Raw genomic sequence first — 22,186 nt, 5'->3', positions numbered from 1 at the left:
ACCGCCGTATCGGTGGTCCGGCCACCGGCCTTCCGGTTTTTCCGGCGGAAGCCCCTCCGGCCTGGCCCGGCGGTGCCGAAACCGCGGAAAAGGAACTGGCCGGCGGCGCGAGGATTCTCGCGACGCCGGCCAGATTCACCGGAGCCCTGTCTACCAGCGCCACTCGCGCTTGTTGAAGAGGTGTTCGGCGGTGATGCCGTTTTCGGAGCACCAGCTGAGGAACTCCTCGATCTGCTTCATCTGGTACGTGTCCGGGTTGTAGCTCGTCGCCATGACGTGGCCCTGCCAGCTTTCCTCGCCCATGGCGTAGATGTAGCCCTCGTCCGCGCCGAGTTCGGTCATGATGGCCGCGGCCTGTTCCGCGTTGGATCCCGAAAGCTTGCGCGAGTCGCTCATCCGCTTGGTCACCGGGCGCGTCAGCAGGCCCTGGTAGAGCCAGGTCAGTGGGGCCCCGTCGCACTCCATGCCGAGGAACGCCATGTCGACATGGCCGAGGTGGTTGCGCACGTACCGGTACAACACCGGATCGATGCCCGAGGAGTCCGCGCCCACGTAGATGTTGGCGCCGGCGATCTGAACGAAGAACGTCGACTTGGCGCGGATGTCCAGGTCGGAGTGCTCGCCCAGGAACGGCGTCGCCACCACCCGGCCGCCGGGGATCGGAACCTCGTCGAAGTCGTCGACCTCGATGACGGTGAAGCCCAGGGCTTTGAGGTACAGCCCGATCGACGGGTCGCAGAGGTTGCCGCGCGAGGACCGTGGCACCACGACCGCACCGATCCGCTTGCGGAGCTGGAAAAGCGTCTCGAGCACGATGTGGTCCTGGTGTCCGTGCGTGATGAGCACCAGGTCGATGTGCTCGGGCAGGTCGTCGAGGGTGTAGCGGTCACCGTGGCGGTTGTCGGCGCTGATGAAGGGGTCGGTGACGATCGTCGCCTCGGCCGACTGGATCACCAGGCAGGCGTGGCCGAAGTAGCGGACCCGGCCGCCGGACTCGACATTGCGGTCGGGCGAGAGGCTCGGCTGGTCGGTGAGCAGCCGCCGCAGTTGTACGGTCTGCGCGTCGTCCAGCTCCAGCGCCTCGCGCAGCCGGCCAACCGTGGTGGGTGCGATCCGGGCCGCGAAGAACTCGTCGAGGCCCGCGTGGTTGAACGGAATCTCCAGATCGAGCGTGTTCGGCTGCGGCAGCCGCGGCGTGCTGAGGATGAACGGCCGCTCGATGCCGGTTTCCAGCGACAGCTGGACCGACTGACGCCCGACGTCGTAGTACGGGCTCGTGTACAGAACCGGTTCGAGCAGGTGCATGGACGCCTGGTTGCCGGTGTCGTAGGCCAGCTCGACCAGCCCGTTCAGGGCCGGCGGGAGCTTCGGGTAGAGCGGAGTGAGGTCGAAGCCCGTGGCGCTCTGCCGGAGCAGGTCGTCCGCCTTGGCGATGGCGTCGGCGAACGCCAGCATGTCCGCCCGGTCCCGCTTGATCGTGTCGAGCAGCGCGGCGACCTCCATGCTGCGCGACTCGTCGACGTTGACGAAGTAGCCGCCCCGGAGTGCGGGGTTGACGCTGGCGGCCACGTGCACCTGCGGGTTCTGCAGGTACGACTCCAGCATGGGCACCTGGACCTTCGCCAGGTTCATCGAAGCCTGCGCCGGCGCCACGATGTGCATCCAGGCGTAGAAGCGGTCGACCAGCGGCTCGATGATCGCATTGGACCTCAGAAACACCGGTTCGTCACTGACACTCATGAGCCCTCCAACCGGGAGTGGTCAGTCTGATTGACGGTGGGCATTTGTCCCCGTCGCATCAGGAAGCGGGGAGTGAGTGGCTGCCACCGCGTTCCGAGGTGTCACTATGGCAGCAGGGTCCGGCCGAGTGTCAACACCACTGAAATGTCACTTGAACGCGTTGTTCAACTGGTGCTTGCGTACGCTTGCTGAATCGGAATCTCGATCGGGATGCCGTCCCGGTGAGTGTTCGACTGCGCATCGCGGATGCGGTTGGTCGGCCGACCTTTGCCTCGTGGCGAGTCGGTGGGAGAGGATATATGATCGGCACGTCGGCGCCTGTGCGTCCCATTGTCCGGCATCTCCCTTCATCGGCTGGAGCGGATTGTGCCGAAAATGACGAGAACGGTCGTCGGTCCGGCCGTAGCGCAATTTCGGCCCGGTCCACAAGGGATGATTGATCGACGACAACGCCGGCGCTCGACAGGACCCGCTGGATGATCGTGTCGGCGTCCGACTCCGGGTGCTGGCCAGGACGTCCCTGGAGGAGCCCCGTCCTGGCGTGGGTGGTGCGGGTGCCGCTCCTGGTCGCTGCCGGCCCCAGCAACCAGGGCGACTGTTGCGGGGACTTTTAGTCTTCCTTATAGTTCGACAACAGTTGATGGCTCGTCCAGCGGGCCGCTGCCACCGACCTTCCGGAGGAACCAGTGAAGCGCATCCGCGGGACGCTCCTGCTGGTCGGGCTCGTCGCGGCGGTCGCGGCAGTCGCGACCGCGCCGATGGCGGTCGCCGCCCCGGCGACCACCCCGATCGCCACCTTCGCGAAGGTGTCGGACTGGGGATCCGGGTGGGAGGGCCGGTACACCATCACCAACGGCGGCAGCACCCCGATCACCTCGTGGCGCGTGGAGTTCGACCTGCCGGGCGGTACGACGATCGGCTCCTACTGGGACGCCACGCTGGTGAGCAGCGGTCAGCACCACACCTTCGGCAACCGCTCCTGGAACGGCAGGATCGCCCCCGGCGCCTCGGTGACGTTCGGGTTCCTCGGCGCCGGCTCGGGAGCCCCGGCCGGGTGCCGGTTGAACGGCGCGTCCTGCGGCGGTACCGGCACGCCGACCCCGACGCCCACGGCCGGCCCGACATCCACGCCCACGGCCGGCCCGACGCCGACGGTTCCGCCGGGCACCACCCCGGTCGCGGCCAACGGCCAGCTCCGGGTCTGCGGCCGGCAGCTGTGCAACGCGGCCGGCAAGGCGATCCAGTTGCGGGGTATGAGCACGCACGGCCTCCAGTGGTACGCCAACTGCGCCACCTCCGGTTCGCTCGACGTCCTTGCCCAGGAGTGGCGGGCCGACGTACTCCGGATCTCGATGTACATCCAGGAGGGCGGCTACGAGACCGACCCGCGCCGCTTCACCGACCTGGTGCACAACTACATCGAGCTGGCCACCGCGCGTGGCATGTACGCCATCGTGGACTGGCACATGCTCAGTCCCGGTGACCCGAACTACAACCTGGACCGGGCGCGTACGTTCTTCGCCGAGATCGCCGATCGACACCGGGCCAAGAACAACGTGATCTACGAGATCGCGAACGAGCCCAACGAGGTGGCCTGGAGCGCCATCAAGAGCTACGCGGACCAGATCATCCCGGTGATCCGTACCCGGGACGCCGATGCGGTGGTGCTGGTCGGCACTCCGGACTGGTCGTCGCTTGGCGCCTCCGGCAGCGGTGGTGGGGCGGACGTCATCGCCGCCAATCCGGTGAGCGCCGGCAACGTGATGTACGTCTTCCATTTCTACGCCGCCTCGCACGACGACTACTACCTCGACACCGTGGCGCAGGCGGCGGACCGACTGCCCCTGTTCGTCACCGAGTTCGGCACCCAGGACTACTCCGGCGACGGCCCGAACGACTTCACCATGGCACAGCGTTACCTGGACCTGTTCGCCAGCAAGAAGATCAGCTGGGTGAACTGGAACTTCTCCGACGACTTCCGATCCGGCGCCGTCTTCACCGTCGGCACCTGCGCCGCTGGCCAGTTCGGCGGCACCAGCCGGCTCAAGGAGGCGGGCGTCTGGATCCGGGACCGGATCCGTACCCCGGACGATTTCTGAGCCTCGGGCCCTATACGGCGTTCCGGCCGGCCGCGCGGCCGGCCGGAACGCCGCGACTATCTCGCGGGATCGGTGACCCGCAGGTCAGGCGTGGAAGTGGATCGTGCCCTTGAGCACCCTCGGGTCCTCCGGGCTCGGGTACGACGTGCACTTCAGGGTGAAGGTGGCCGACAGCGCCACCGGTTCACCGTCGGGACCGTACTCCAGTTCCTTGATGGTGAAGGTGCCCGTCGTCGGCCGGCAGGAGAAGCCCTCGGCCGACAGGCCCGGTTCTGTCTGGCTGGGCGAATCGAGCGGCTGGGCATTGCGGTATGTCCGCCCGGCGGTCAGTTGCTCGCCCTGGGGCGGCGCGAACTCGACTATCGCCGACCGGCGGTCGCCCGACACGCCGAATCGCAACGAGTCGGACCAGAACGTCTGTGCCCAGAAGGTGCTGGTGGCCCCACGGAAGGTGTGCGAGGGCGCGGTCTCCGGCTGCTCGTCGGCGAGCGTGTACCGGTAGGACAGCGGCGTGGCCCGGTATTTCAGGGTGCCGGTCACCGCTGGCTCGGCGGGGGAACAACGTCGTACGAACGTCGCGTCGAGCATGCTGATCGTGCCGGTGCCGTCGAACGCGATCTGGTGGATGGTGAACCTGCCGTGGACCGTGTTGCAACCGCTGCTCTGGTAGGACACGTCGAGGCCCGGGGCGCGACCGCTCTGGAAGCCGGCGCGCTCGGCGTTCGGGTAGTTGCCGGGATGCAACTGCTCGCCGACCGGCGGGGCGAACGACATCGACCAGTAGGTGCTTCCGGCGTAGACGTTGATGCGGCTGATGGCGCCGTCGCGGAGGCTCTGGAAACGGGCCTCGGGCTCGGTGAACACGCCGGTCAACGGCTCGCCGTCGGAAACACCGATCGACCAGGACAGCGAGCTCTCGGCAACCGGGGCCGCGCTCGCCGGCCCGGCCACCAGCAACGATCCGGCGATAGTCAGAGCCGATGCGGCGGCGAGTAGCCGCCGTCTGAAAGGTCTGGGCGTCCTCTTCCCCATGTCTTCTGTGGACGGTGCCCGCCAGCGTAGCGAGCGGCATCAACACGGGGCACTCCATATCGGCACCCCGGCGGCCACGAGGTCCGCCCGGAGTACCGCAGGTGTTAGGAGGGGGCCCTTCTTCTACAGAAAACGATAAGAAGGGCCCCCTCCTTTCACTTCAGGCGAGGGTGATCGGCGCGGGCCGGAGGTGGAGGCGGATGGGGGTGTTGGGGGGCAGGGTGGGCAGGCGGTCGCTGTCGACCTGGGCGACGACGAGGGTGCCGTCGGGGAGGGTGACGGTCAGCCGGCTGATCGGGCCGAGGAAGCTCGCCGCTAGGACGCGGGTGGCGCCCTCACCGGTGGGGTCGGGGAGGACGTCGATCGATTCCGGGCGGACCAGGGCGGTTACCGGGGTGTCGTGGGGGGACGGGGCGGTGTCGGGGTCGACCAGGGGGAGGGTCTGGTCGAGGATCCGTACCTTGCCGTCCGGGGCGGTGCGGGCGGGTATCCGGTTGCTGAGCCCGACGAAGTCGGCGACGAACGCGCTCGCCGGGCGCAGGTAGATCTCGGCCGGCGTCGCCAGCTGTTCCAGCCGGCCACCGCGCATCACCCCGACCCGGTCGGCGACGGCCAGCGCCTCCTCCTGGTCGTGCGTGACGAACAGGGTGGTGGTGCCGACCTCCAACTGGATCCGGCGGATCTCGTCGCGGAGCTGGACGCGTACCTTGGCGTCGAGCGCGGAGAGTGGCTCGTCGAGCAGCAGGACCCGGGGCTGGATCGCGAGGGCGCGGGCCAGCGCGACCCGCTGCTGCTGGCCGCCGGAGAGCTGGTGCGGATAGCGGTCGCTGTGCGTGCCGATGCCGACCAGGTCCAGCATGTCGGCGGCGCGCTGCCGGCGCTGCGCGCTGGGTCGGCCACGCAGCCGCAGTCCGAACTCGACGTTCTCCCGCGCGGTCAGGTGCGGAAAGAGGCTGTACGCCTGGAAGACCATCCCCATCCCCCGCCGGTTGACCGGCCGGTCGGTGATGTCCTCGCCGTCGACCAGGACCTGGCCGGAGTCGGCCTCCTCCAGCCCGGCGAGCACCCGCAGCGCGGTGGTCTTGCCGCAGCCCGACGGCCCGAGCAGGGCGACCAGTTCGCCCGGGGCGAGTTCCAGGTCGAGCCCGGCCAGCGCGTGGGTGCCGCCGAAGCTGCGGCGCAGCCCGACGAGTCGTACCGGCACTCCCTGGCGGGCTGCCGGTTCGCCCGGCGCGGTGGCGAGGGTCGACGCGGTCACGAGGTCTCCTTCGGAGAGGTCCGGCGCCGGCCGTCGCCGACGAGGGAGAGGAGTAGCAACAGGGCGAACGCGAGCACCAGCGCCGCGAGCGAGACCGCCACCGACATCGTGGCGCTGCTCTTGCCGAGCAGGTTGACCGCGACCTGGAGGTTGGTCCGGTTGAGCAGTGACGCGATGGTGAACTCGCCGAGCACCAGGGCCACGGTGAGGAATGCGGCCGAGAGCACCGCCGAGCGGATGTTCGGCAGCACCACCCGCCAGATCACCGTCGCCCAGCCCGCGCCCAGGCTGCGGGCGGCCTCCGCGAGCGTCCGGACGTCGATCGCGGACAGGCCCGCGTCGACCGAGCGGTACGCGTAGGGGAGGACCAGGATGGTGTACGCGAACGTGAGGGTGAGCGAGGAGCCGCCGAGGAAGTACGTCACCCAGGCGTAGACCGGGGCGAGCCCGACCACCAGCACGATCGCCGGGATGGTCAGCGGCAGCAGGCAGAGGAACTCCACCACCCGACGCAGCCGGGGCAGCCGCAGTCGTACCCAGATCACCGTCGGCACCAGCAGCACCAGGGTGAGTGCGACGGTGAGCAGCACCTGCCCCAGCGAGGCGACGATCCCGGTGGAGAGGTCCGGATAGGTCTGGCGGAGCTTCGGCCAGTCGGCCAGCAGCCGCCAGGTCTCGAGGGTGAAGCTGCCGCCGGCACCCCGGGTGGTGAACTCCAGCATCGCGAGCAGCGGGAGCAGGAAGAAGACGCCGAGCAGGGTGAGGACGATCCACCGGAACAGACGCTGGCGCCGGGCGCGGCGTCGGATCACCCCAGCCACTTGGCACTCCGCTTTTGGAGCAGCGCGTAGAGCCACATGACCACGGCGACCACCACGATCATGCCGAGCGCCATCGCCTTGCCGAGGTTCTGCTGACCGAGCACGACCTCGCTGGTCAGCGCACCGCGAATCTGTAGCGGCACGATCGGGCTGCCCTGGCTGACCAGCGCCGCCGCGGTCGCGTACGCCGAGAAGGAGTTGGCGAACAGCAGCAGCGCGGCGCCGAGGAACGGCGGCGCGAGCAGCGGCATCGCGACCAGCCGCCAGTACTGCCAGGTCGATCCGCCGAGGCTCGCCGCCGCCTCCCGCCACTGCGGCCGGATGCCGTCGAGCGCGGGCAGGAAGACGATCACCATCAGCGGGATCTGGAAGTAGGTGTAGACCAGCAGCAGGCCGGGGAGTTCGAACAGCCAGACGCCGGAGGCGTAGATGTCGACTCCGACGCGGTCGCGCAGGAACTCGGTGACGAAGCCGCTCAACCCGATCGTGGCGATGAAGGCGAAGGCCAGGGTCACGCCGCCGAACTGGGCGAGTACGCCGGAGGCCGCCGTCACGACCCGGCGCAGCAGGCCGTTCGGGTTCGCCGTCACCAGGGCGTACCCGAGCAGTGCGCCGAGCACCGCGCCGACCAGCGCGGTGACGGCGGAGAGCAGGATGCTGCGCCCGAAGGCCGTCAGGATGTACGAGTCACCGAGCCGGGCGACGTTGTCGAGGGTGAAGCCGCCGTTGTCGCCGGTGAACGCCCCGATCGCCACCACCAGGGTGGGGATGGCGAGGAACACGACGACGTACGCGAAGAACGGGACGACGCCGAGCAGCGCGCCCCCGGGGAGCCTGATCCGGCGTCTGGCCGGGGAGGGCCGGACCCCGGGCGCGGGCGCCACGGGGTCCGGGTGGTGCGTCACGACCGCCATCGTCGGATCAGCCGACTGCCTTGGCCCAGTTGGCCGTCAGCGTCTCCTTGGCCTTGGCGGTCTGCGCCTCGGTGAGGAAGACCGGCTCGCCGGTGGTGACCGGCAGGGCGGCGTACGCGGTCTTGTCGATCGTGCCGGCCTTGTCCATGGCGTCGGCGCGGACCGGGCGGGCTCCGCCGGCCAGCCAGAGGTTCTGTCCCTCGTCGGAGTAGAGGAACTCCTGCCAGAGCCGGGCCGCCGCCGGGTGCGGGGCGTCCTTGCTGATCGCCTGGACGTAGTACGAGCCGACCACCGCGCCCTGCGGCACGACGGTCTTCCACGTCGTCTTGTCCTTGAGCTTGGCGCCCTGCGCGACGTTGAGGTAGTCCCAGTCGATCACCACGGGGGTCTGGCCGGACTCGATGGTGGCCGGGGTCGGGTCGACCGGCAGGAAGTTGCCGGCCTTCTTGAGCTGGCCGAAGAAGTCGACGCCCTTGCCGATGTCGTCGGCCGAGCCGCCGCTGCCGAGGGCCGCCATGACCACACCGCTGAACGCGGCACCGGCCTGGGTCGGGTCGCCGTTGAGCGCGACCTTGCCCTTGTACTCCGGCTTGAGTAGGTCGGCCACGCTCTGCGGCGCGGGTACCTTGCTGCTGTCGAAGCCGATCGACATGTAGCCGCCGTAGTCGTTGACCCAGGCGCCGTCGGTGGCCTTGAGCGCGGCGGGGATCTCGTCGAAGGTCGTCACCTTGTACGGGGCGAACATCGGCACGTTCGCCCGCGCCACGGCGTCGCCGAGGTCGAAGACGTCCGGAGCGCCGCTCTGCCCCTTGAGCTGGTTCGCCGCGTTGATCTCGTCCTGGCTGGCGGCGTCCGGCTGCGCGGAGTTGACCTTGATGCCGTACTTGGTGCTGAACGCCTTGATGATCTCGCCGTAGTTGGCCCAGTCCGGCGGCAGCGCGATGACGTTGAGCTGCCCCTCCTTCTTGGCCTCCTCGACCAGCTTGTCCATCCCGCCCAGCTCGGCCGCGCTGGTGGCGACGGCCGCACTGCTTCCCGAGCCCGCGTCGTCTTTTTCCGGGGGTGCGCAGGCGACGACGCCGACCAACCCGGCGGACGCCGCGAGCACCGCGACCGTACGGGCAACCGCGATTCGCACTTTTGATCTCCTTAGACGTTCCGTCGGTGCCGGGCCGGTTGACCTGCGCTTTTGCGGGTCCGGGCCGGGCATCCGGCGGCCATCATGCCCGCCGCCGGTGCTCTGGCCAGGGAGTAAGGCGACGTCGGGATGAACGGTCGGCGGTGTTCCGGAAAAAGCTCCCTGCGAAAGCCGTACCGGGGCAGAGACCGGGCCGGAAGATCGTCCCTGTGGCGCTCGACTCACTCTCGGTCACGGGATGCGGGACGCCGGACGCGCCCACCGGGGGCCACTGGTCGGCGGGCCCGGCATCCGGAACTATCGTCTGGACCGACCCACCGACCCACCGACCCCGGCGCAGTCGTTGCCGGAGGCGCCACGCGGGACCGGCCGCCACGGGGACGGGCCACAGGAAGCGCAGGAGACGACCGTGCCGAGAACACACAGCTACGAGTTGACCGTCACCTGGACCGGAGCCGGGGCCGGGGGCACGGTCAACTACCGGGACTACGGCCGAGACCACCAGATCGACGCCGACGGCCCGCCGCCGTTGCTCGGTTCCGCCGACCCCACGTTCCGGGGCGATCCGGAGCGGTGGAACCCCGAGCAGTTGCTCCTCTCGGCGCTGGCCCAGTGCCACATGCTGTCGTACCTGAGTCTCTGCGCCCGGGGGCGGGTGGTGGTGACGGCGTACACCGACGAGGCGGTCGGCACGATGGTCGAGAGCGGCGACGGCGGCGGCGCGTTCACCGAGGTCGTGCTGCGCCCGAGGGTCACCGTGGCCGCGCCGGAGATGGCGGAGCGGGCCGCCGAGCTGCACGAGCGGGCGCATCGGCTCTGCTTCATCGCCAGCTCGGTGAACTTCCCGGTACGCCACGAACCGGTCATCGTGGTCGGCGACGCCGGCTGACGTCGATCAGGCCGCGACCTCCACGTTCGAGGCCGCCAGGTAACGCGAGTTGGTCACGGCCATCGTCCGCACGTCGTGCTCGCTGAAGCCGGCCTCGAGCAGCCGGTCGGCGAAGAGGGCCAGACCGTCCTCGACCGGCGGGTTGAACGGTTGTCCGAGATCGCTGGAGAGCACCGAGTGCTCGACACCGACCGCCCGGATGTTGCCGAACAGGTCCGGCCAGGAGACCTTGCCGGTGTACGGCGTGGTGAAGCACCGCTCCAACAGGGCGCCGGCCTCGGCCAGTTCGCGCTGTCGGGAGACCGGCAGGCGTTGCGAGGTGAACTCCGGATGGGTCACCACGATCCGGCGTACCCCCTCGGACCGGGCGGCCCGGACCACGGCCAGGATCTCGGTGCCGTCCAGGTGCCCGGTCGCCAGGACGAGGTCGTGCCGGGCGATGACCCGGAGCACCTGACGGACCCGGTCGAGGACCCGCCCGTCGCCGTCGACCACCTCGACGACGTCCGGCACGATGCCCTGGGCGTGCAGGTCGGCCTGCAACGCTCCCCACATCGCCGGCTTGGCACCGGGCAGGTCGCTGGCGGTGCTGCGGCGCTGGTTACCCGAGTCGACGGTGGGCATCCAGACGATCCGGGCCCCCAGCCTGCCGGCGATCTCGACCGCCGCCGGGTTCATGCCGCCCATCGCGCCGTTCAGGGTGACCGCGCCGAGGACGTCCACCTGCGGGACCACCTTCCGGACCACCATCGCCCGTTCGGCGGTCGCCAGGTAGTGCGACTTCAGCACGAAGCCGGCGAGCCCGACCTCGGCGAACCGCCCCGCCAGGTCGAGGTCGTCGATCCGTCGCTCCATCACGTCCGGTGCGACGTGCACGTGGGTGTCGTACGCCCCGGCGACCAGGGCCCGGGCGCGCGCGGACGGGACGGGGTGCTCCGACATGACACTCCATTCGTCGGACGGGCGGTCAGTTCGTACGGGAGGAATCGGGGTGACCGGGTCGGCGGCGGATCGCCGTCGCGGTTCTGGCCAGGGTGGACTCGACATGACCGAGATGCCGGCGCATCGCGGCCTCGGCGGCGTCGGGATCACGGCCGGCGATCGCGTCGACGATCGCGGTGTGTTCCTCGAACGACTGGGAGGGTCGGCCGGGGACGAGAATGGTGCGGTACTGGAACCGGACGAGTTGGGCCCGGAGCCCGGCGACGAGCCGGGCCGCCGTCTCGTGCCGGGCCGCCGCGATGATCGCGGCGTGCAGCTTGGCGTTGCCGTCCGAGTACCCGAGCAGATCGTCCCGTTCCAGTTTCCGGGCCATCCCGTCGAGTACGCGGCGGATCGAGGCGATCTCCCGGGCGGTCGCGTTCAGGGCGGCCTGTCGGGCGGTGAGTGCCTCCAGCACGGCCCGTGCCTGGAGGATCTCGGCGGCCTCGGCCTCGGTGACCAGCCGCACGTGGGCCCCTCGGTTCGGGGTGAGCACCACGAGGCCGTCCTGTCCGAGTCGCACCAGGACGGTCCGGACCACCGCGCGGCTGACCTGTAGCCGGCTGGCCAGCTCGACCTCGATCAGTCGCTCGTTGGGCATCAGCTCGCCCTGGTAGATCGCGTTGCGGAGCTCCTCGTAGGCATCCTCGGCGGGCCGGGCCGACGGTCGTCGCGGGGACGGTGCCGATTGCCGTGCGGATGCCGGCGTTCGTCGCGGGGATGGGGGTGTCTGCTGCGAGGATGTCGACAGCCGACGGGCCGATGCCGGTGACTGTTCGGCCGATTCGGTCATGATCCGGTCACCATTGTGGTCGGCATCCGGTCAAGCCGGGGCTGAATTCGGTCGGCCGATCGGCGTCGGTCAACATTCAGGCGAATTGGACAGCAGCCGCGACGGATCCGACCGTGCCGGTGAGACTGATGTGTCGGTTCCGTGGAGTCCACCGTGTCGACGGAGGTATGCACGCGTCGGACCTTAGCCGGAGTACGCCTCGAAGTCGGTCCGTACGCCCCGACGGTGTGGCCCGGGTAGGTCGGGTCGCCCGGGTGTCGACCCACCAACTTTCTCCAGCTCAGCGCTCCTATTCGCAACATTGTCTCCATGATTATCAACAATATTGCAGACAGGCTGTCCGGTGTGGATGCCGACTGTCAATCGCGATGAGCTGCTGATATTCGAGTCCACGGAAATTTACGACCGATCGCTTGCCAGAATCTTGACCGGATCTTGTCGATGACATATCCGACAAGGGCCCTTACGATTCTCGACCGGACGAGGGCCGGGGAGCAGATGGGCGTCGATCGGTCGGGGTGCTCCATTCGAGGAGCGTGTCGGTGCCCGCCCTCGCGAGTTCGGAAACTGGAGGCATACATGATCAAACCTTCTCGCGTGCTGGCAGCCGCACTGCTGGCCGCCGCCATGGCGGTCAGCAGCGGATGCGGCGGCGATTCGGCAGGGGACGGAAAGGAGTCCAAGGAGGTCGACAAGGTCACCTACGTAACCGCTTTCGGGGCGGTCGGCCGGGACTCGTTCGCCTGGGTGGCCAAGGAAAAGGGCTACTTCGCGGAGGTCGGCATCGAGGTCGATGTCAAGGAGGGCGCGGGTAACGTCCCCAACCTGACGGCGTTGAAGTCCAACCAGGCGCAGTTCGCCTCACTCGACTTCACCGGCGCGGTGATCCAGGCCGGCAAGGGCGAGTTCACCGAATGGCGAGCGGTCGCCGCCGTACACCAGCAGACCCTGGTCGCGGTCATGACGACCAAGGACACCACCATCAGCACGCCGAAGGACCTGGAAGGCAAGACCATGGCGACCGCAGCCGGGTCGGTCACCGAACTGCTCTTTCCGGCGTACGCCAAGCTCGCCGGCTTCGACGACAAGAAGGTGAAGATCCAGGGGGCCCAGGCCACCGCGCTCAACGGTCTGATGGCGGCTCGCAAGGTGGACGCGCTCGGCACCTTCCTGCTCAGCCGGACCGCGCTGGCGAGCGCCTCCAAGAAGGAGGTTGTCGTGCTGCCGTACAGCGACTTCCTCCGGGACCTGTTCGGCAATGCGATCATCGCCACCCCCGCGATGATCGAGAAGGACCCGGACCTGGTCCGGCGGTTCACCGGCGCGTTGCTCAAGGGCCTGCAGTACACCGTCGACCACCCCGAGGAGGCCGCGGCGATCCTGAACAAGGTGAAGCCGACCTACGCCGTCGCGTCGGGCGTGGGCGAGATCAAGGCGATGTCCCCGTACGTGGCACCGGCGGGTGGCGCCCCGATCGGATTCATGGACGAGCAGCGGGTGGCCAAGACGATCGAGATCATGCAGAGTTCCGGTCTCATCCCGACCGGTCTGACCCCGCAGAAGGTCGTGGACTTCAGCTTCGTGCCGAAGAGCTGACCGACCCCACCGCCATCCCTGGCGGACCGGGACGGCGGTCGGGACCGACCGCCGCCCCGGGCTTCGTCAGCCGAGCCAGGCTTCTTCCGCTACGCCAGCCGATCCGCACGGAGGCCGCCATGACCGATGCCCAGACGAACTCCAGGTCGACCCGAGTGTGGGCCAACGCGGTACTGCCCGTCCTGGGCGGGGTGATCGCGGTCGGCCTCTGGTGGCTGGTCGCCGAACTCTTCGACATCTCGGCCTTCTTCCTGCCCTCGCCGCCCGACGTCGTCAGCGCGTTCCTCCGGCTGCCGGGCTATCTGCTCCAGGAGACCTGGGTGACCTTCCTGGAGACGGTGATCGGATTCGGCATCGCCGCCGCGGGCGGGCTCGTCGTCGCGCTCCTGCTGGCGGCGTCGTGGGTGGTCGAGCGGATGACCATGCCACTGATGGCGGCGATCAACTCCGTACCGAAGGTCGCACTCGCACCGCTCCTGCTGGTCTGGATCGGGTTCGGACCGGAGCCCAAGATCGTGATGGTCGTGCTGGTGTGCTTCTTCCCGATCGTGGTGTCCGCGATGGCGGGCCTCACCTCGACCCCCAACGACCTGCGCGAACTGGCCCGCTCGCTCTCCGCGTCGTGGTGGCAGACCTTCCTCAAGGTCCGGCTGGCATGGGCGCTTCCGCAGATCTTCGTCGGGCTGAAGGTGGCGACCTCGCTCGCCATCATCGGAGCGATCATCGGCGAGGTGGTCAATCCCGACCGGGGGCTCGGCTCCGTCATCGTCAGCTCCGGGGCCTCCGCCGACACGCCACTCGCCTTCGCCGCGCTGACCCTGCTCGCGCTGATGGGCGCCGCGCTGTTCTACCTGATGGTGGCGCTTGAGCGGCTGCTCGTGCCGTGGGCCCGGGCGATCTCCTCCTAGCCGAGGAGACGGGGGTGCTCCCGGACGGCTCCGCTCGCTAAGGTGTTTCAGGGGTGGGCCGGTCAGCCTGGTTGGCGGCGGTCGCCCCGGGAACGTGGTGCCGGGTTGCGGACGGCGGTGGAACCCGGTGCCTGGTTGTCGGTTCACGATGAGTGGTGGTGGTTGTGGTGCCGGTCGGCAAGCTGCTGAGGTTCGACGAGGTACGCGGTTACGGGTTCATCGCACCGGACGGTGGCGGTGAGGACGTGTTCGTACACGCCAACGACTTCGGCGAGGACAAGCACCTGATCTATCCGGGGATGCGGCTCGAATACGAGGTCGAGCAGGGTGACCGAGGGCTGAAGGCCGCCACCATCCGGATCGCCGACCGGCCCGGTGTGGGCGTACCGAAACAGCGGCCGACCAGGACCGGCGACGACGACCTCTGCGACGTCCTGTCCGGTACGGAGTTCAGCGGCGAGGTCACCGAGATCCTGATCGAGAAGGTGCCGTCGCTGACCGGTGCCCAGATCGGCGCGATCCGACTGCAGATGGTCGGACTGGCCAGGTCACACGGCTGGGTCGAGCCCTGAGGCGATCCGTCCGGTCCGCCGCCCGGCCTGGATAGGATCATCGGATGGCCTCCTCTCGTCCGCTAGGCGAACTGCTGGCTGTCAGCGACCTGCACGTCGGGTACGCCGCCAACCGGGCGCTGGTCGAGAGCTTCGTCCCCGGCTCGGACGAGGACTGGCTGCTGCTGGCCGGCGACCTCGGCGAGCGCGTCGAGGACGTCTACTGGGTGCTGCGGCTGCTGAAGGAGCGCTACCACACGGTGGTGTGGGCGCCGGGCAACCACGAACTGTGGACGCCCCGGCAGGATTCGGTCCAGGCCCGGGGAGTGGCCCGCTACGAGTTGCTGGTCGAGGTGTGCCGGCGGCTCGGCGTGCTGACGCCGGAGGATCCGTATCCGGTCTTCACCGGCGCCGGCGGACCGGTCACGGTGGTGCCGCTCTTCCTGCTCTACGACTACACCTTCTGGCCCCCCGGCATACACAGCAAGGAGGCGGCGCTCGCCAGGGCGCACGAGACCGGGATCGTCTGCACCGACGAGTACCTGCTGCACCCCGATCCGTACCCGAGCCGGGAGGCGTGGTGCGACGCACGGGTGGCCGCCACCGAGCAGCGGTTGGCGGACCTCGCCCCGGGCACCCGGACCGTGCTGGTCAACCACTTTCCACTGGTGCAGGAGCCGACCCGGATCCTGCACTATCCCGAGTTCGCCCAGTGGTGCGGCACCGTCCGTACCGCCGACTGGCACCTGCGGTACAACGCCGAGGCCGTGGTCTACGGACACCTGCACATTCCCCGGGTCAACTGGTTCGACGGCGTCCGGTTCGAGGAGGTGTCGCTCGGCTATCCACGGGAGTGGCAGGCCAGGGAGGCGCCGCCGCGCGGCCCCCGGCCGATCCTGCCGTCCCGGGCCGAGCAGAGCTGACCGGGTGCCGTTGCCGCTCAGCGGGTCGCCGCTGGCCTCTGGCGTTCGATCCGGCCCAGTGCGCCGTCGAGCAGATCCTGGTACGCGATGGCGAAGTCCCCGTTGGGTAGCGGCTCGCCGGTGAACTCGACGCCGACGACGGTGTCGGGAAGAAAGTCCCGGAGGCCGGGATCCAGCGTCGACGGATACTCGACCGGAGTTCCCCAGCCCGGCGGGGCGTCGTCGGTGCCGAACAGCAGCCAGTGGTCGGGGCGTACCGGGGCGTCGAGATCGGGGACGGCGCCGGTGTGGCAGTCCAGGGCGGGCAGCACGATCCGGTCGGGGTCGGCCGGCTCGTACCAGACGAGCAGGGGCTTGGCCCGCCGGGCCCGGGTGTTGTCGAAGCAGCAGAGTGCGACCGCGTGTGTCGGGAACACGTCCCGGTAGAACTCGAGGAGTTCGGGATCGACCGGTGGCCGCCGTTGCGGCGGTACCTGGGAGAGGGCGGTGCTGATCAGGGTCGGGTCGCTGGCCAGGACGATGGTGTAGACGTCGTGTTCGAAGACCTGGACCGTCCCGGGCCGGGCCAGCCGGGCGCTGGCCGGCGCCCTCGACTTCGGGCGTACCCGGTCGACCATCCTGGTCAGGATGTCGTCGTGCGGGCCGACCGGGACGAAGTTGCGCTGGCTGAGCCCGGCACCCGGAATGTGCAGCAGCATCGCGTTGGGACCGTTGGCCAGGTTCGTCGGGGTGTTCTGGTAGCCGAGCACCTCGATCGGCCCGTGCCGCGGATGACGGCGCCGGCCGCCGTACAGGATGGTCCGGGAGAACGTCGCGGCACCCGTCGACACGCACACGCCCCGAACCGTAGCGTGGGCCGGCTACTCGGCGCGGCGCATCCAGAACGCGCCGGTGGGCAGGCCACGCAGTTCGGCCGGTACCGCCTGCGGGTGCCGGGACCAGAGCCACGAGGTGAACAGCAGGACCTGCCAGGCCGCGCTGTCGGTGAGGAACGCCCGCAGCAGGTAGACCTCGGTCCAGTCCCGGCCCTCGCGGAGCCAGCGTTCCGGATACTCGAAGGGCCAGTGGATGTCGTGGATGTGCACGATGACGCCGGGGCGCAGCGTCGGAAGCACGTGCAGGAACAGCCAGACGACGTCCGAGCCGGCCTTGACGACGTGGGTCGAGTCGATCAGCAGGATGTCTCCGGACCGGAGCGCGGCGAAGGTGGCCCGGTCGACCTCCTGCACCGGCCGTTGGATCAGCTCGACCTCGTCGCCCGGCCGCAGCCGGGACTGTAGCCGGGTCGGATGCGGCTCCACACACGTGATCCGCAGGTCCGGCAGGAACCGCTCGGCGACGTCGAGGGCGACCGCGGTGGAGTAGCCGGAGCCGACCTCGATCAGTCGGGCTGGCCGGTGGTGCCGGAGCATCGCGTGCAGCACGGCGGCGTCGGCCCGGCCGTACATGCCGTTGCGGTCCTGCCAGCGGTCGGTGGGCAGTTCGAGGAGCAGCGGTGCGAGTTCACGGGCGAGCCGGAGCTGTTCGGTCTCGCGCAGGTCGACGCCGACGGGCGCCAGGTCGCGCCAGCGGATCGCGGTGGCCCGGTCGGCCGGCGCGGTGACCGGTGAGTAGTAGTGCCCGGGTTTCACGTATGGCGGAATGCTGAGCGCGGCACTGATGCCCCGGGCACGCCGGATGACCCCCGTCTGGAATCCCTCAACAACCATGCGGGGAATTGTGTCCTTTATCGCGATACTTTCGCTAGTACCCCGCGAAAATGGAGCTTTCAGATCTAATAGGGACATGTGACACCGGCCGAGGGGGCTTGACCACGATGGACGACATCACCGCGTTGATCCTGGACGACCACGCGGCGTTCCGCCGGGGATTCGCCCGGCTCGACGACGCCCGGGGCGAGACGGATCTCCGGGCGGTCTGGGACCCGCTGTCGCTGCACCTGGACATCCACGCCGAGGCGGAGGAGTCGATCCTCTACCCGTACCTGGTGCGGCACGGTGACGCCAGCGCGGGGGAGGAGACCGACGACGCGATCGGGGACCACAACAAGATCCGGGACGCCATCGCCGAGTCGCGGCGGCACGTTCCGGGCACCGACGGTTGGTGGGCGGCGGTCTGGTCGGCCCGCCGGGAGAACAGCGAGCACCTGGCCGAGGAGGAGGACGGCGCCCTGGCCGACTTCCGGCGCAACGCCAGCCGGGAACTCCGGGCCGAACTCGGTGCCCGGTGGCTCACGTTCTACGGCGAGCACCCGGGTGGCCGTGACCTGACCTTCCAGGACAAGGACCCGCAGGCGTACGTGCGGGAGCACCGCTGAGGACGGTGCACCACCGCCCTCGGGGACCCGCTCGGCGGCCCAGGCGAGAATGGCCGGGTGACCATCCGTGCCGCGCTGGCTCCACTGACCAGTGGCACCACCTACCGCCGGGGCGTCTTCCTGCTGCTCGGTGGGGTGCTCCTGCTGCCGTACGGGATGCTGGTGACCGTCTTCGCGGAGCTGCTGCGTAGCCGGGAGGTGCCCCGGGAGGCGATCATGGTCTTGATCGCCGTCGCGGCGGCGATCGCCGCCGTGCCGCTGTTCCTGCGGGGAAGCCGGGCGCTGGAGATCGCCGCGGCGCGCGCCCTGCTCGACGTCGAACTGCCGGACCCGGCCGCCGACGGCCGGGTCGACCGGGAGACCCGGCTGCGCTGCGCGCTCTGGATCGGCGTCCACCTCTTCTCCGGCGGCCTGGTCGGCTTCGCGCTGGTCGCCGCCCTGCCGATGGCGCTGCTCTTCATCGTCGGGCAGTTCGGGATCGGCACGGAGGCGCTCGTCGGACTCCGGATCGGCCCGTTCGACGAGATGGACACCGGTTGGCTCACCCTGATCGGACTGGGCATGCTGGTGTTGCTCGGCTACGCCGTCGCCGGGCTGGGCGCGCTGGCCGCGCTGATGGCGCCGGTGCTGCTCGGCCCCTCGCAGACCGAGCGGATCGCCGGGCTGGAGCGGCGGGCCAGCCAGCTCGCCGAACGTAACCGGCTGGCCCGGGAGCTGCACGACTCGGTCGGACACGCGCTCACCGTCGCGACCCTGCAGGCGGCGGCGGCCGGCGAGTTGCTCGACACCGACCGGGAGTTCGTCCGTCGCGCGTTGCGGGCGATCGAGGAAACCGGCCGGGCCGCGATGGCGGACCTGGACCACGTGCTCGGACTGCTCCGCGACGGTGACACCGGGACCTCGCAGGTAGACGGTTCCGGCGGCCGGGACGACGCCATGGACGGTGCGGACGGCCGGGAGCAGGCACTGGCCGGTGCGGACGGCCGGGAGCAGGCACTGACCGGTGCGGACGGCCGGGACGACGCACTGGACGATCCCGAGGACCCGGATGCCGGGCCGGGCTCGTGGACTCGCCCGGTCCGGGCTCCGCAGCGTACCCTCGGCGAGCTGGATCGGCTGGTCGCCGACACCCGGGCCACCGGCCTGGCGGTGAACGTCGAGGTCACCGGCGCGCTCGATCGGCTACCGGCGGTGGTCGCCCGGGAGGGCTACCGGATCGTCCAGGAGGGCCTGACGAACGCGGCCCGGTACGCCGACCGGCAGCCGGTGACGCTGCGCATCGCGGTAGCGGAGGGGAGTCTGGACATCGAGCTGGTCAACGCCGTGGTCCAGCGGGCCGGGCCGACCCGCTCGGGGTCCACGGGCCCGCCGCGCCAGCCGGCCCGGCGGCGCCGTGGCCGTGGTCTGGCCGGCATGCGGGAGCGCGTCGTGCTACTCGGTGGCCAGATGACCGCCGGCCCGGAGGACGACACCTGGCGGGTCGCGGTCCGGCTGCCGACCCTCGGTGCGGGGGAACCACCGCCACCACCTCGGGACGGGCAACGCCCGGAGCCGGGCGGGCGGACCTCCGGGACGGACGGGCAACGCGTGGATCCGGAGCAGCGGGACGAGACGGGGCGGACATGACCATCAGCGTGTTGATCGTCGACGACGAGGAACTGATCCGGGTCGGACTGCGGGCCATCATCGACGCGCAGCCGGACCTGACCGTGGTCGGCGAGGCCACCGACGGGGCCGAGGTGCCGCCGTTGGTCGCCCGGTGGCGGCCGGACGTGGTGTTGATGGACGTCCGGATGCCGATGATCGACGGCATCCAGGCCACCCGGCACCTGCTCGCCACCTCGGCCGAGCCGCCCCGGATCCTGGTGGTCACCACGTTCGAGAACGACGAGTACGTCTACCAGGCGCTCCGCGCCGGCGCGAACGGGTTCCTGCTGAAGCGGGCCCGTCCGGCCGAGGTGGTGGACGCGATCCGGGTGGTGGCCCGGGGCGAGTCACTGCTCTTTCCCGCCGCGGTTCGTCGACTGGTGGCGGCGCACCAGCGCGGCCCGGCCGGCGACCGCCTCCAGCGGGCCCGGCTGACCGAGCGTGAGGGCGAGGTCCTGCGGCTGATGGCGACCGGTCTGTCCAATTCGGAGATAGCCGCCGAGCTGGTGCTCGGGGTGGAGACGGTCAAGACGCACGTCGGCAACCTGCTCGCCAAGCTCGGCGCCCGGGACCGTACCCAGGCGGTCATCGCCGCGTACGAGGCCGGGTTCGTCGTCCCCGCCATGGACGACTGATCCCCGGAACCTGATCCCCGGAATCGGCAAGATTTTCCGCTGACCCGAGCAACCGGTCCGGCCGCCGAGGCGCACCTATCCGGTGAAGGGGGCGGGATGCCAAGCGACGACGAGGATCGGCGTCAGTTCAGCGAGTACTTCGTGGCCCGGCGGGACGTGGTCCGGCGGTCCGCGTACCTGATGTGCGGGGACTGGCACTGGGCCGATGACCTGGCCCAGGCCGCGTTCATCCGGCTCGCCTCGGCCTGGCACCGGGTACGGGATCCGCAGGCGCTGGACGCGTTCGTCCGTACCTGCCTGGTGCGGGCCTACCTGGCCGAGACGCGTCGGGTGTGGCGGCGGCGGGAACGGGCGGTCGCCGAGACGCCGGAGCTGGCCGGGGCGGGCGACGACGCCGAGGACGCCACCCGGCGGGTGGTGTTCGCCACGGCACTGCGCCAGGTGCCACCCCGACAGCGGGTGACCCTGATCTGCCGGTACTACCACGAACTCGACGTTGCCGAGACTGCCGCCGTGCTCGGCTGTTCGGAGGGCACGGTGAAGAGTCAGACGGCCCGGGGCCTCGCCACGCTGCGCCGGGTGCTCGGCGACGCCGTACTCACGAACGAACTGGTCCTGGCGAGGAAAGAGGAAAGGCCGTGACCGAGCTACGGGAACTTTTCGAGGACGCGACGCAGGCGCCACCGCCGAGCCGGTTGCTCGCCGACGAGGTCTACGCGGCCGGCCGGAGACGACTACGGCGGCGCCGTGCCGCGCTGGGCGGCAGCGCGCTGGCGGTGGCCGTCTGTGCGATGGCGGCGACGGTCGTGGTCGCCGGTACCGGCACCGGCCCGGGGCCTTCGCCCGAGGATGGTGCCGCGACGGCCGCGCCGCGAACCTCGCCCGGGGTCCTGCCCGGGTCGGGGCGGATCCAGATGATCCAGGCCGCCGACGCGGGGCACATCTACCTCGGGCTGTCGACCTGTACGGCCGGGCCGTGCAAGACGCGGGTGCAGTTGGTCGGCTCCGCCGACGGCGGGCGGACCTGGACCGAGCGTGGTACCCCGATCCACCTCGCCCACTTCGCGGCCCTGGCCCCCGACGTCCTACTCGGCTACGTCCTGCCCGCGCCGCCGAGTTCCGTCCCGCCGAAATTGATGGCCAGCCGGGACGGTGGGCGTAGTTGGCAGGCTCCGGAGACCGGCCCGGCCGTTCCCGCCCTGCCGTCCGGCAGTTTCGCCGTCTGCTGGCCGGACCCGGACGCCGACCCGGGCGGGGTGATGCCGGCCGGCACCACGCTGTGCACCCTGCGCGCCTTCGACCCGGAGTCGAACCGCGTCTCGCCGCTCGTCACGCAACCCGGGCAGAACCTGGCCGACCAGCAGCCCATCGCGGAGTCGGCCGGTCGGCTCTGGGCACCCGGATTCGAACGGGGGACCGGGCGATCGGCGGTCGCGACGAGTCCCGACGGTGGGCGTACCTGGACCGAACACGTCTTCGCGGACGCGCCCGCGTGTCCGGTCGACGGGTGCCTGGCGCCGTTGGTGGCGGTCGGCCCCGGGCAGGTCACCTACGCGGTGCTGAACGGAGCCAGCGAGCGGGCGGTGTACCGGTATACGAGCGGCCAGGGTTGGCAGCGGCGTACGGGGGTGCAGCAGGTGCCCTACGAGCTGTCCGACACCGGCTCGTACGTCACACCCGACGGCAGCCACGTGCTCTACCAGTACGTGGAGAACCGGGGCGCCTCCGAGTTCGGGGAGTACGAGTTCTGGGCGTCCCGGGGTGCCGGAGCCGACTACCGACCCGTCGAGTTGGACGGTCTGCCGGAGAGGTCCGGCCGGGTGTCCCGGGCCCGTGACGGTTGGCTCTACGCACGCGGCACCGACGACGTCAGCTACGGCTCGACCGACGGCTGGCACTGGGTTCCGTTGAACCGCCGCTGACCCGCCATCGAGGTTCCCCTCC

Annotated in this window: 21 protein-coding genes; 11 read left to right on the top strand and 10 right to left on the bottom strand. The window is 70.1% G+C overall.

The window, feature by feature from the left end; genetic code table 11:
- Nucleotides 1-150: 150 nt before the first annotated feature.
- Nucleotides 151-1,740 (bottom strand): MBL fold metallo-hydrolase, encoded by a 1,590-nt coding sequence (locus ACFP2T_RS17415; RefSeq protein WP_377422685.1) that lies wholly within the window; start codon nucleotides 1,738-1,740, stop codon nucleotides 151-153.
- 758 nt (nucleotides 1,741-2,498) lie between these two features.
- Here ACFP2T_RS17415 and ACFP2T_RS17410 point away from each other — a divergent pair.
- Entirely contained in the window at nucleotides 2,499-3,839 is a 1,341-nt protein-coding gene (locus tag ACFP2T_RS17410; protein WP_377422896.1) for a cellulase family glycosylhydrolase, read from the top strand.
- A gap of 84 nt (nucleotides 3,840-3,923) precedes the next feature.
- On the opposite strand, the gene ACFP2T_RS17405 is transcribed toward ACFP2T_RS17410, so the two are convergent.
- The 5 genes from ACFP2T_RS17405 to ACFP2T_RS17385 form a co-directional block, all read right to left on the bottom strand.
- Entirely contained in the window at nucleotides 3,924-4,790 is an 867-nt protein-coding gene (locus ACFP2T_RS17405) for a hypothetical protein (protein WP_377422682.1), read from the bottom strand.
- Between the two features lie 241 nt (nucleotides 4,791-5,031).
- Nucleotides 5,032-6,129 (bottom strand): ABC transporter ATP-binding protein, encoded by a 1,098-nt coding sequence (locus ACFP2T_RS17400; protein ID WP_377422680.1) that lies wholly within the window; start codon nucleotides 6,127-6,129, stop codon nucleotides 5,032-5,034.
- Entirely contained in the window at nucleotides 6,126-6,950 is an 825-nt protein-coding gene (locus ACFP2T_RS17395) for an ABC transporter permease (RefSeq protein ID WP_377422677.1), read from the bottom strand. Before ACFP2T_RS17395 ends, ACFP2T_RS17400 begins: the two co-directional genes overlap by 4 nt.
- The gene (locus ACFP2T_RS17390) at nucleotides 6,938-7,855 is read right to left on the bottom strand and encodes an ABC transporter permease (protein ID WP_377422675.1); all 918 of its coding nucleotides are present in this window, start codon (nucleotides 7,853-7,855) and stop codon (nucleotides 6,938-6,940) included. Before ACFP2T_RS17390 ends, ACFP2T_RS17395 begins: the two co-directional genes overlap by 13 nt.
- Nucleotides 7,856-7,871: 16 nt before the next feature.
- Nucleotides 7,872-9,002 (bottom strand): ABC transporter substrate-binding protein, encoded by a 1,131-nt coding sequence (locus tag ACFP2T_RS17385; protein ID WP_377422673.1) that lies wholly within the window; start codon nucleotides 9,000-9,002, stop codon nucleotides 7,872-7,874.
- A gap of 409 nt (nucleotides 9,003-9,411) precedes the next feature.
- Between ACFP2T_RS17385 and ACFP2T_RS17380 the strand changes: the two genes are divergently transcribed.
- Complete coding sequence (locus ACFP2T_RS17380) at nucleotides 9,412-9,891, top strand: OsmC family protein (protein ID WP_377422671.1); 480 nt, start codon at nucleotides 9,412-9,414, stop codon at nucleotides 9,889-9,891.
- Between the two features lie 6 nt (nucleotides 9,892-9,897).
- Here ACFP2T_RS17380 and ACFP2T_RS17375 read toward each other — a convergent pair whose 3' ends face one another.
- Both ACFP2T_RS17375 and ACFP2T_RS17370 read right to left on the bottom strand, forming a co-directional pair.
- The gene (locus ACFP2T_RS17375; protein WP_377422669.1) at nucleotides 9,898-10,833 is read right to left on the bottom strand and encodes a DUF6282 family protein; all 936 of its coding nucleotides are present in this window, start codon (nucleotides 10,831-10,833) and stop codon (nucleotides 9,898-9,900) included.
- Between the two features lie 25 nt (nucleotides 10,834-10,858).
- Nucleotides 10,859-11,623, bottom strand: coding sequence for a GntR family transcriptional regulator (locus ACFP2T_RS17370; RefSeq protein ID WP_377422893.1), 765 nt, complete (start codon nucleotides 11,621-11,623; stop codon nucleotides 10,859-10,861).
- Nucleotides 11,624-12,244: 621 nt separating this feature from the next.
- Here ACFP2T_RS17370 and ACFP2T_RS17365 point away from each other — a divergent pair.
- The 4 genes from ACFP2T_RS17365 (at nucleotide 12,245) to ACFP2T_RS17350 (ending at nucleotide 15,643) form a co-directional block, all read left to right on the top strand.
- Entirely contained in the window at nucleotides 12,245-13,261 is a 1,017-nt protein-coding gene (locus ACFP2T_RS17365; RefSeq protein ID WP_377422666.1) for an ABC transporter substrate-binding protein, read from the top strand.
- Between the two features lie 119 nt (nucleotides 13,262-13,380).
- Nucleotides 13,381-14,169 carry an ABC transporter permease gene (locus ACFP2T_RS17360; RefSeq protein ID WP_377422663.1) on the top strand — a complete coding sequence of 263 codons (789 nt, stop codon included), beginning with the start codon at nucleotides 13,381-13,383 and terminating at the stop codon, nucleotides 14,167-14,169.
- A 164-nt stretch (nucleotides 14,170-14,333) separates the two neighbouring features.
- Nucleotides 14,334-14,741 carry a cold-shock protein gene (locus ACFP2T_RS17355; protein WP_377422891.1) on the top strand — a complete coding sequence of 136 codons (408 nt, stop codon included), beginning with the start codon at nucleotides 14,334-14,336 and terminating at the stop codon, nucleotides 14,739-14,741.
- Between the two features lie 44 nt (nucleotides 14,742-14,785).
- Nucleotides 14,786-15,643: a metallophosphoesterase family protein gene (locus ACFP2T_RS17350; protein ID WP_377422660.1), complete on the top strand. Its 858-nt coding sequence runs from the start codon at nucleotides 14,786-14,788 to the stop codon at nucleotides 15,641-15,643.
- Between the two features lie 17 nt (nucleotides 15,644-15,660).
- Here the strand turns inward: ACFP2T_RS17350 and ACFP2T_RS17345 are convergent, their stop codons facing one another.
- Both ACFP2T_RS17345 and ACFP2T_RS17340 read right to left on the bottom strand, forming a co-directional pair.
- A complete protein-coding gene (locus ACFP2T_RS17345) occupies nucleotides 15,661-16,479 on the bottom strand; it encodes a hypothetical protein (RefSeq protein WP_377422658.1) in 819 nt (272 codons plus the stop codon).
- 24 nt (nucleotides 16,480-16,503) lie between these two features.
- Nucleotides 16,504-17,352: a class I SAM-dependent methyltransferase gene (locus ACFP2T_RS17340; protein ID WP_377422655.1), complete on the bottom strand. Its 849-nt coding sequence runs from the start codon at nucleotides 17,350-17,352 to the stop codon at nucleotides 16,504-16,506.
- A gap of 107 nt (nucleotides 17,353-17,459) precedes the next feature.
- Between ACFP2T_RS17340 and ACFP2T_RS17335 the strand changes: the two genes are divergently transcribed.
- From ACFP2T_RS17335 to ACFP2T_RS17315, 5 genes are all read left to right on the top strand, one after another.
- The gene (locus ACFP2T_RS17335) at nucleotides 17,460-17,960 is read left to right on the top strand and encodes a hemerythrin domain-containing protein (protein WP_377422889.1); all 501 of its coding nucleotides are present in this window, start codon (nucleotides 17,460-17,462) and stop codon (nucleotides 17,958-17,960) included.
- A gap of 57 nt (nucleotides 17,961-18,017) precedes the next feature.
- Nucleotides 18,018-19,586 (top strand): sensor histidine kinase, encoded by a 1,569-nt coding sequence (locus ACFP2T_RS17330; protein ID WP_377422653.1) that lies wholly within the window; start codon nucleotides 18,018-18,020, stop codon nucleotides 19,584-19,586.
- On the top strand, nucleotides 19,583-20,242 hold the full coding sequence (locus ACFP2T_RS17325; protein ID WP_377422651.1) for a response regulator: 660 nt from the start codon (nucleotides 19,583-19,585) through the stop codon (nucleotides 20,240-20,242). Before ACFP2T_RS17330 ends, ACFP2T_RS17325 begins: the two co-directional genes overlap by 4 nt.
- A gap of 96 nt (nucleotides 20,243-20,338) precedes the next feature.
- Nucleotides 20,339-20,884, top strand: a complete 546-nt coding sequence (locus ACFP2T_RS17320) for a SigE family RNA polymerase sigma factor (RefSeq protein ID WP_377422649.1) — start codon at nucleotides 20,339-20,341, stop codon at nucleotides 20,882-20,884.
- Nucleotides 20,881-22,164 (top strand): sialidase family protein, encoded by a 1,284-nt coding sequence (locus ACFP2T_RS17315; RefSeq protein ID WP_377422646.1) that lies wholly within the window; start codon nucleotides 20,881-20,883, stop codon nucleotides 22,162-22,164. Before ACFP2T_RS17320 ends, ACFP2T_RS17315 begins: the two co-directional genes overlap by 4 nt.
- Nucleotides 22,165-22,186: the final 22 nt, after the last annotated feature.

Source organism: Plantactinospora solaniradicis, assembly GCF_042658085.1.
Taxonomy (GTDB): domain Bacteria; phylum Actinomycetota; class Actinomycetes; order Mycobacteriales; family Micromonosporaceae; genus Plantactinospora; species Plantactinospora solaniradicis.
This window is presented reverse-complemented; position numbering and strand designations above follow the sequence as displayed.

Excerpts from the sequence above, each read along its gene's own strand:
- ACFP2T_RS17415 (WP_377422685.1), bottom strand. The coding sequence starts at position 1,740 with ATGAGTGTCAGTGACGAACCGGTGTTTCTGAGGTCCAATGCGATCATC.
- ACFP2T_RS17410 (WP_377422896.1), top strand. The coding sequence starts at position 2,499 with ATGGCGGTCGCCGCCCCGGCGACCACCCCGATCGCCACCTTCGCGAAG.
- ACFP2T_RS17375 (WP_377422669.1), bottom strand. The coding sequence starts at position 10,833 with ATGTCGGAGCACCCCGTCCCGTCCGCGCGCGCCCGGGCCCTGGTCGCC.
- ACFP2T_RS17365 (WP_377422666.1), top strand. The coding sequence starts at position 12,245 with ATGATCAAACCTTCTCGCGTGCTGGCAGCCGCACTGCTGGCCGCCGCC.
- ACFP2T_RS17360 (WP_377422663.1), top strand. The coding sequence starts at position 13,381 with ATGACCGATGCCCAGACGAACTCCAGGTCGACCCGAGTGTGGGCCAAC.
- ACFP2T_RS17350 (WP_377422660.1), top strand. The coding sequence starts at position 14,786 with ATGGCCTCCTCTCGTCCGCTAGGCGAACTGCTGGCTGTCAGCGACCTG.
- ACFP2T_RS17340 (WP_377422655.1), bottom strand. The coding sequence starts at position 17,352 with ATGGTTGTTGAGGGATTCCAGACGGGGGTCATCCGGCGTGCCCGGGGC.
- ACFP2T_RS17335 (WP_377422889.1), top strand. The coding sequence starts at position 17,460 with ATGGACGACATCACCGCGTTGATCCTGGACGACCACGCGGCGTTCCGC.
- ACFP2T_RS17325 (WP_377422651.1), top strand. The coding sequence starts at position 19,583 with ATGACCATCAGCGTGTTGATCGTCGACGACGAGGAACTGATCCGGGTC.
- ACFP2T_RS17320 (WP_377422649.1), top strand. The coding sequence starts at position 20,339 with ATGCCAAGCGACGACGAGGATCGGCGTCAGTTCAGCGAGTACTTCGTG.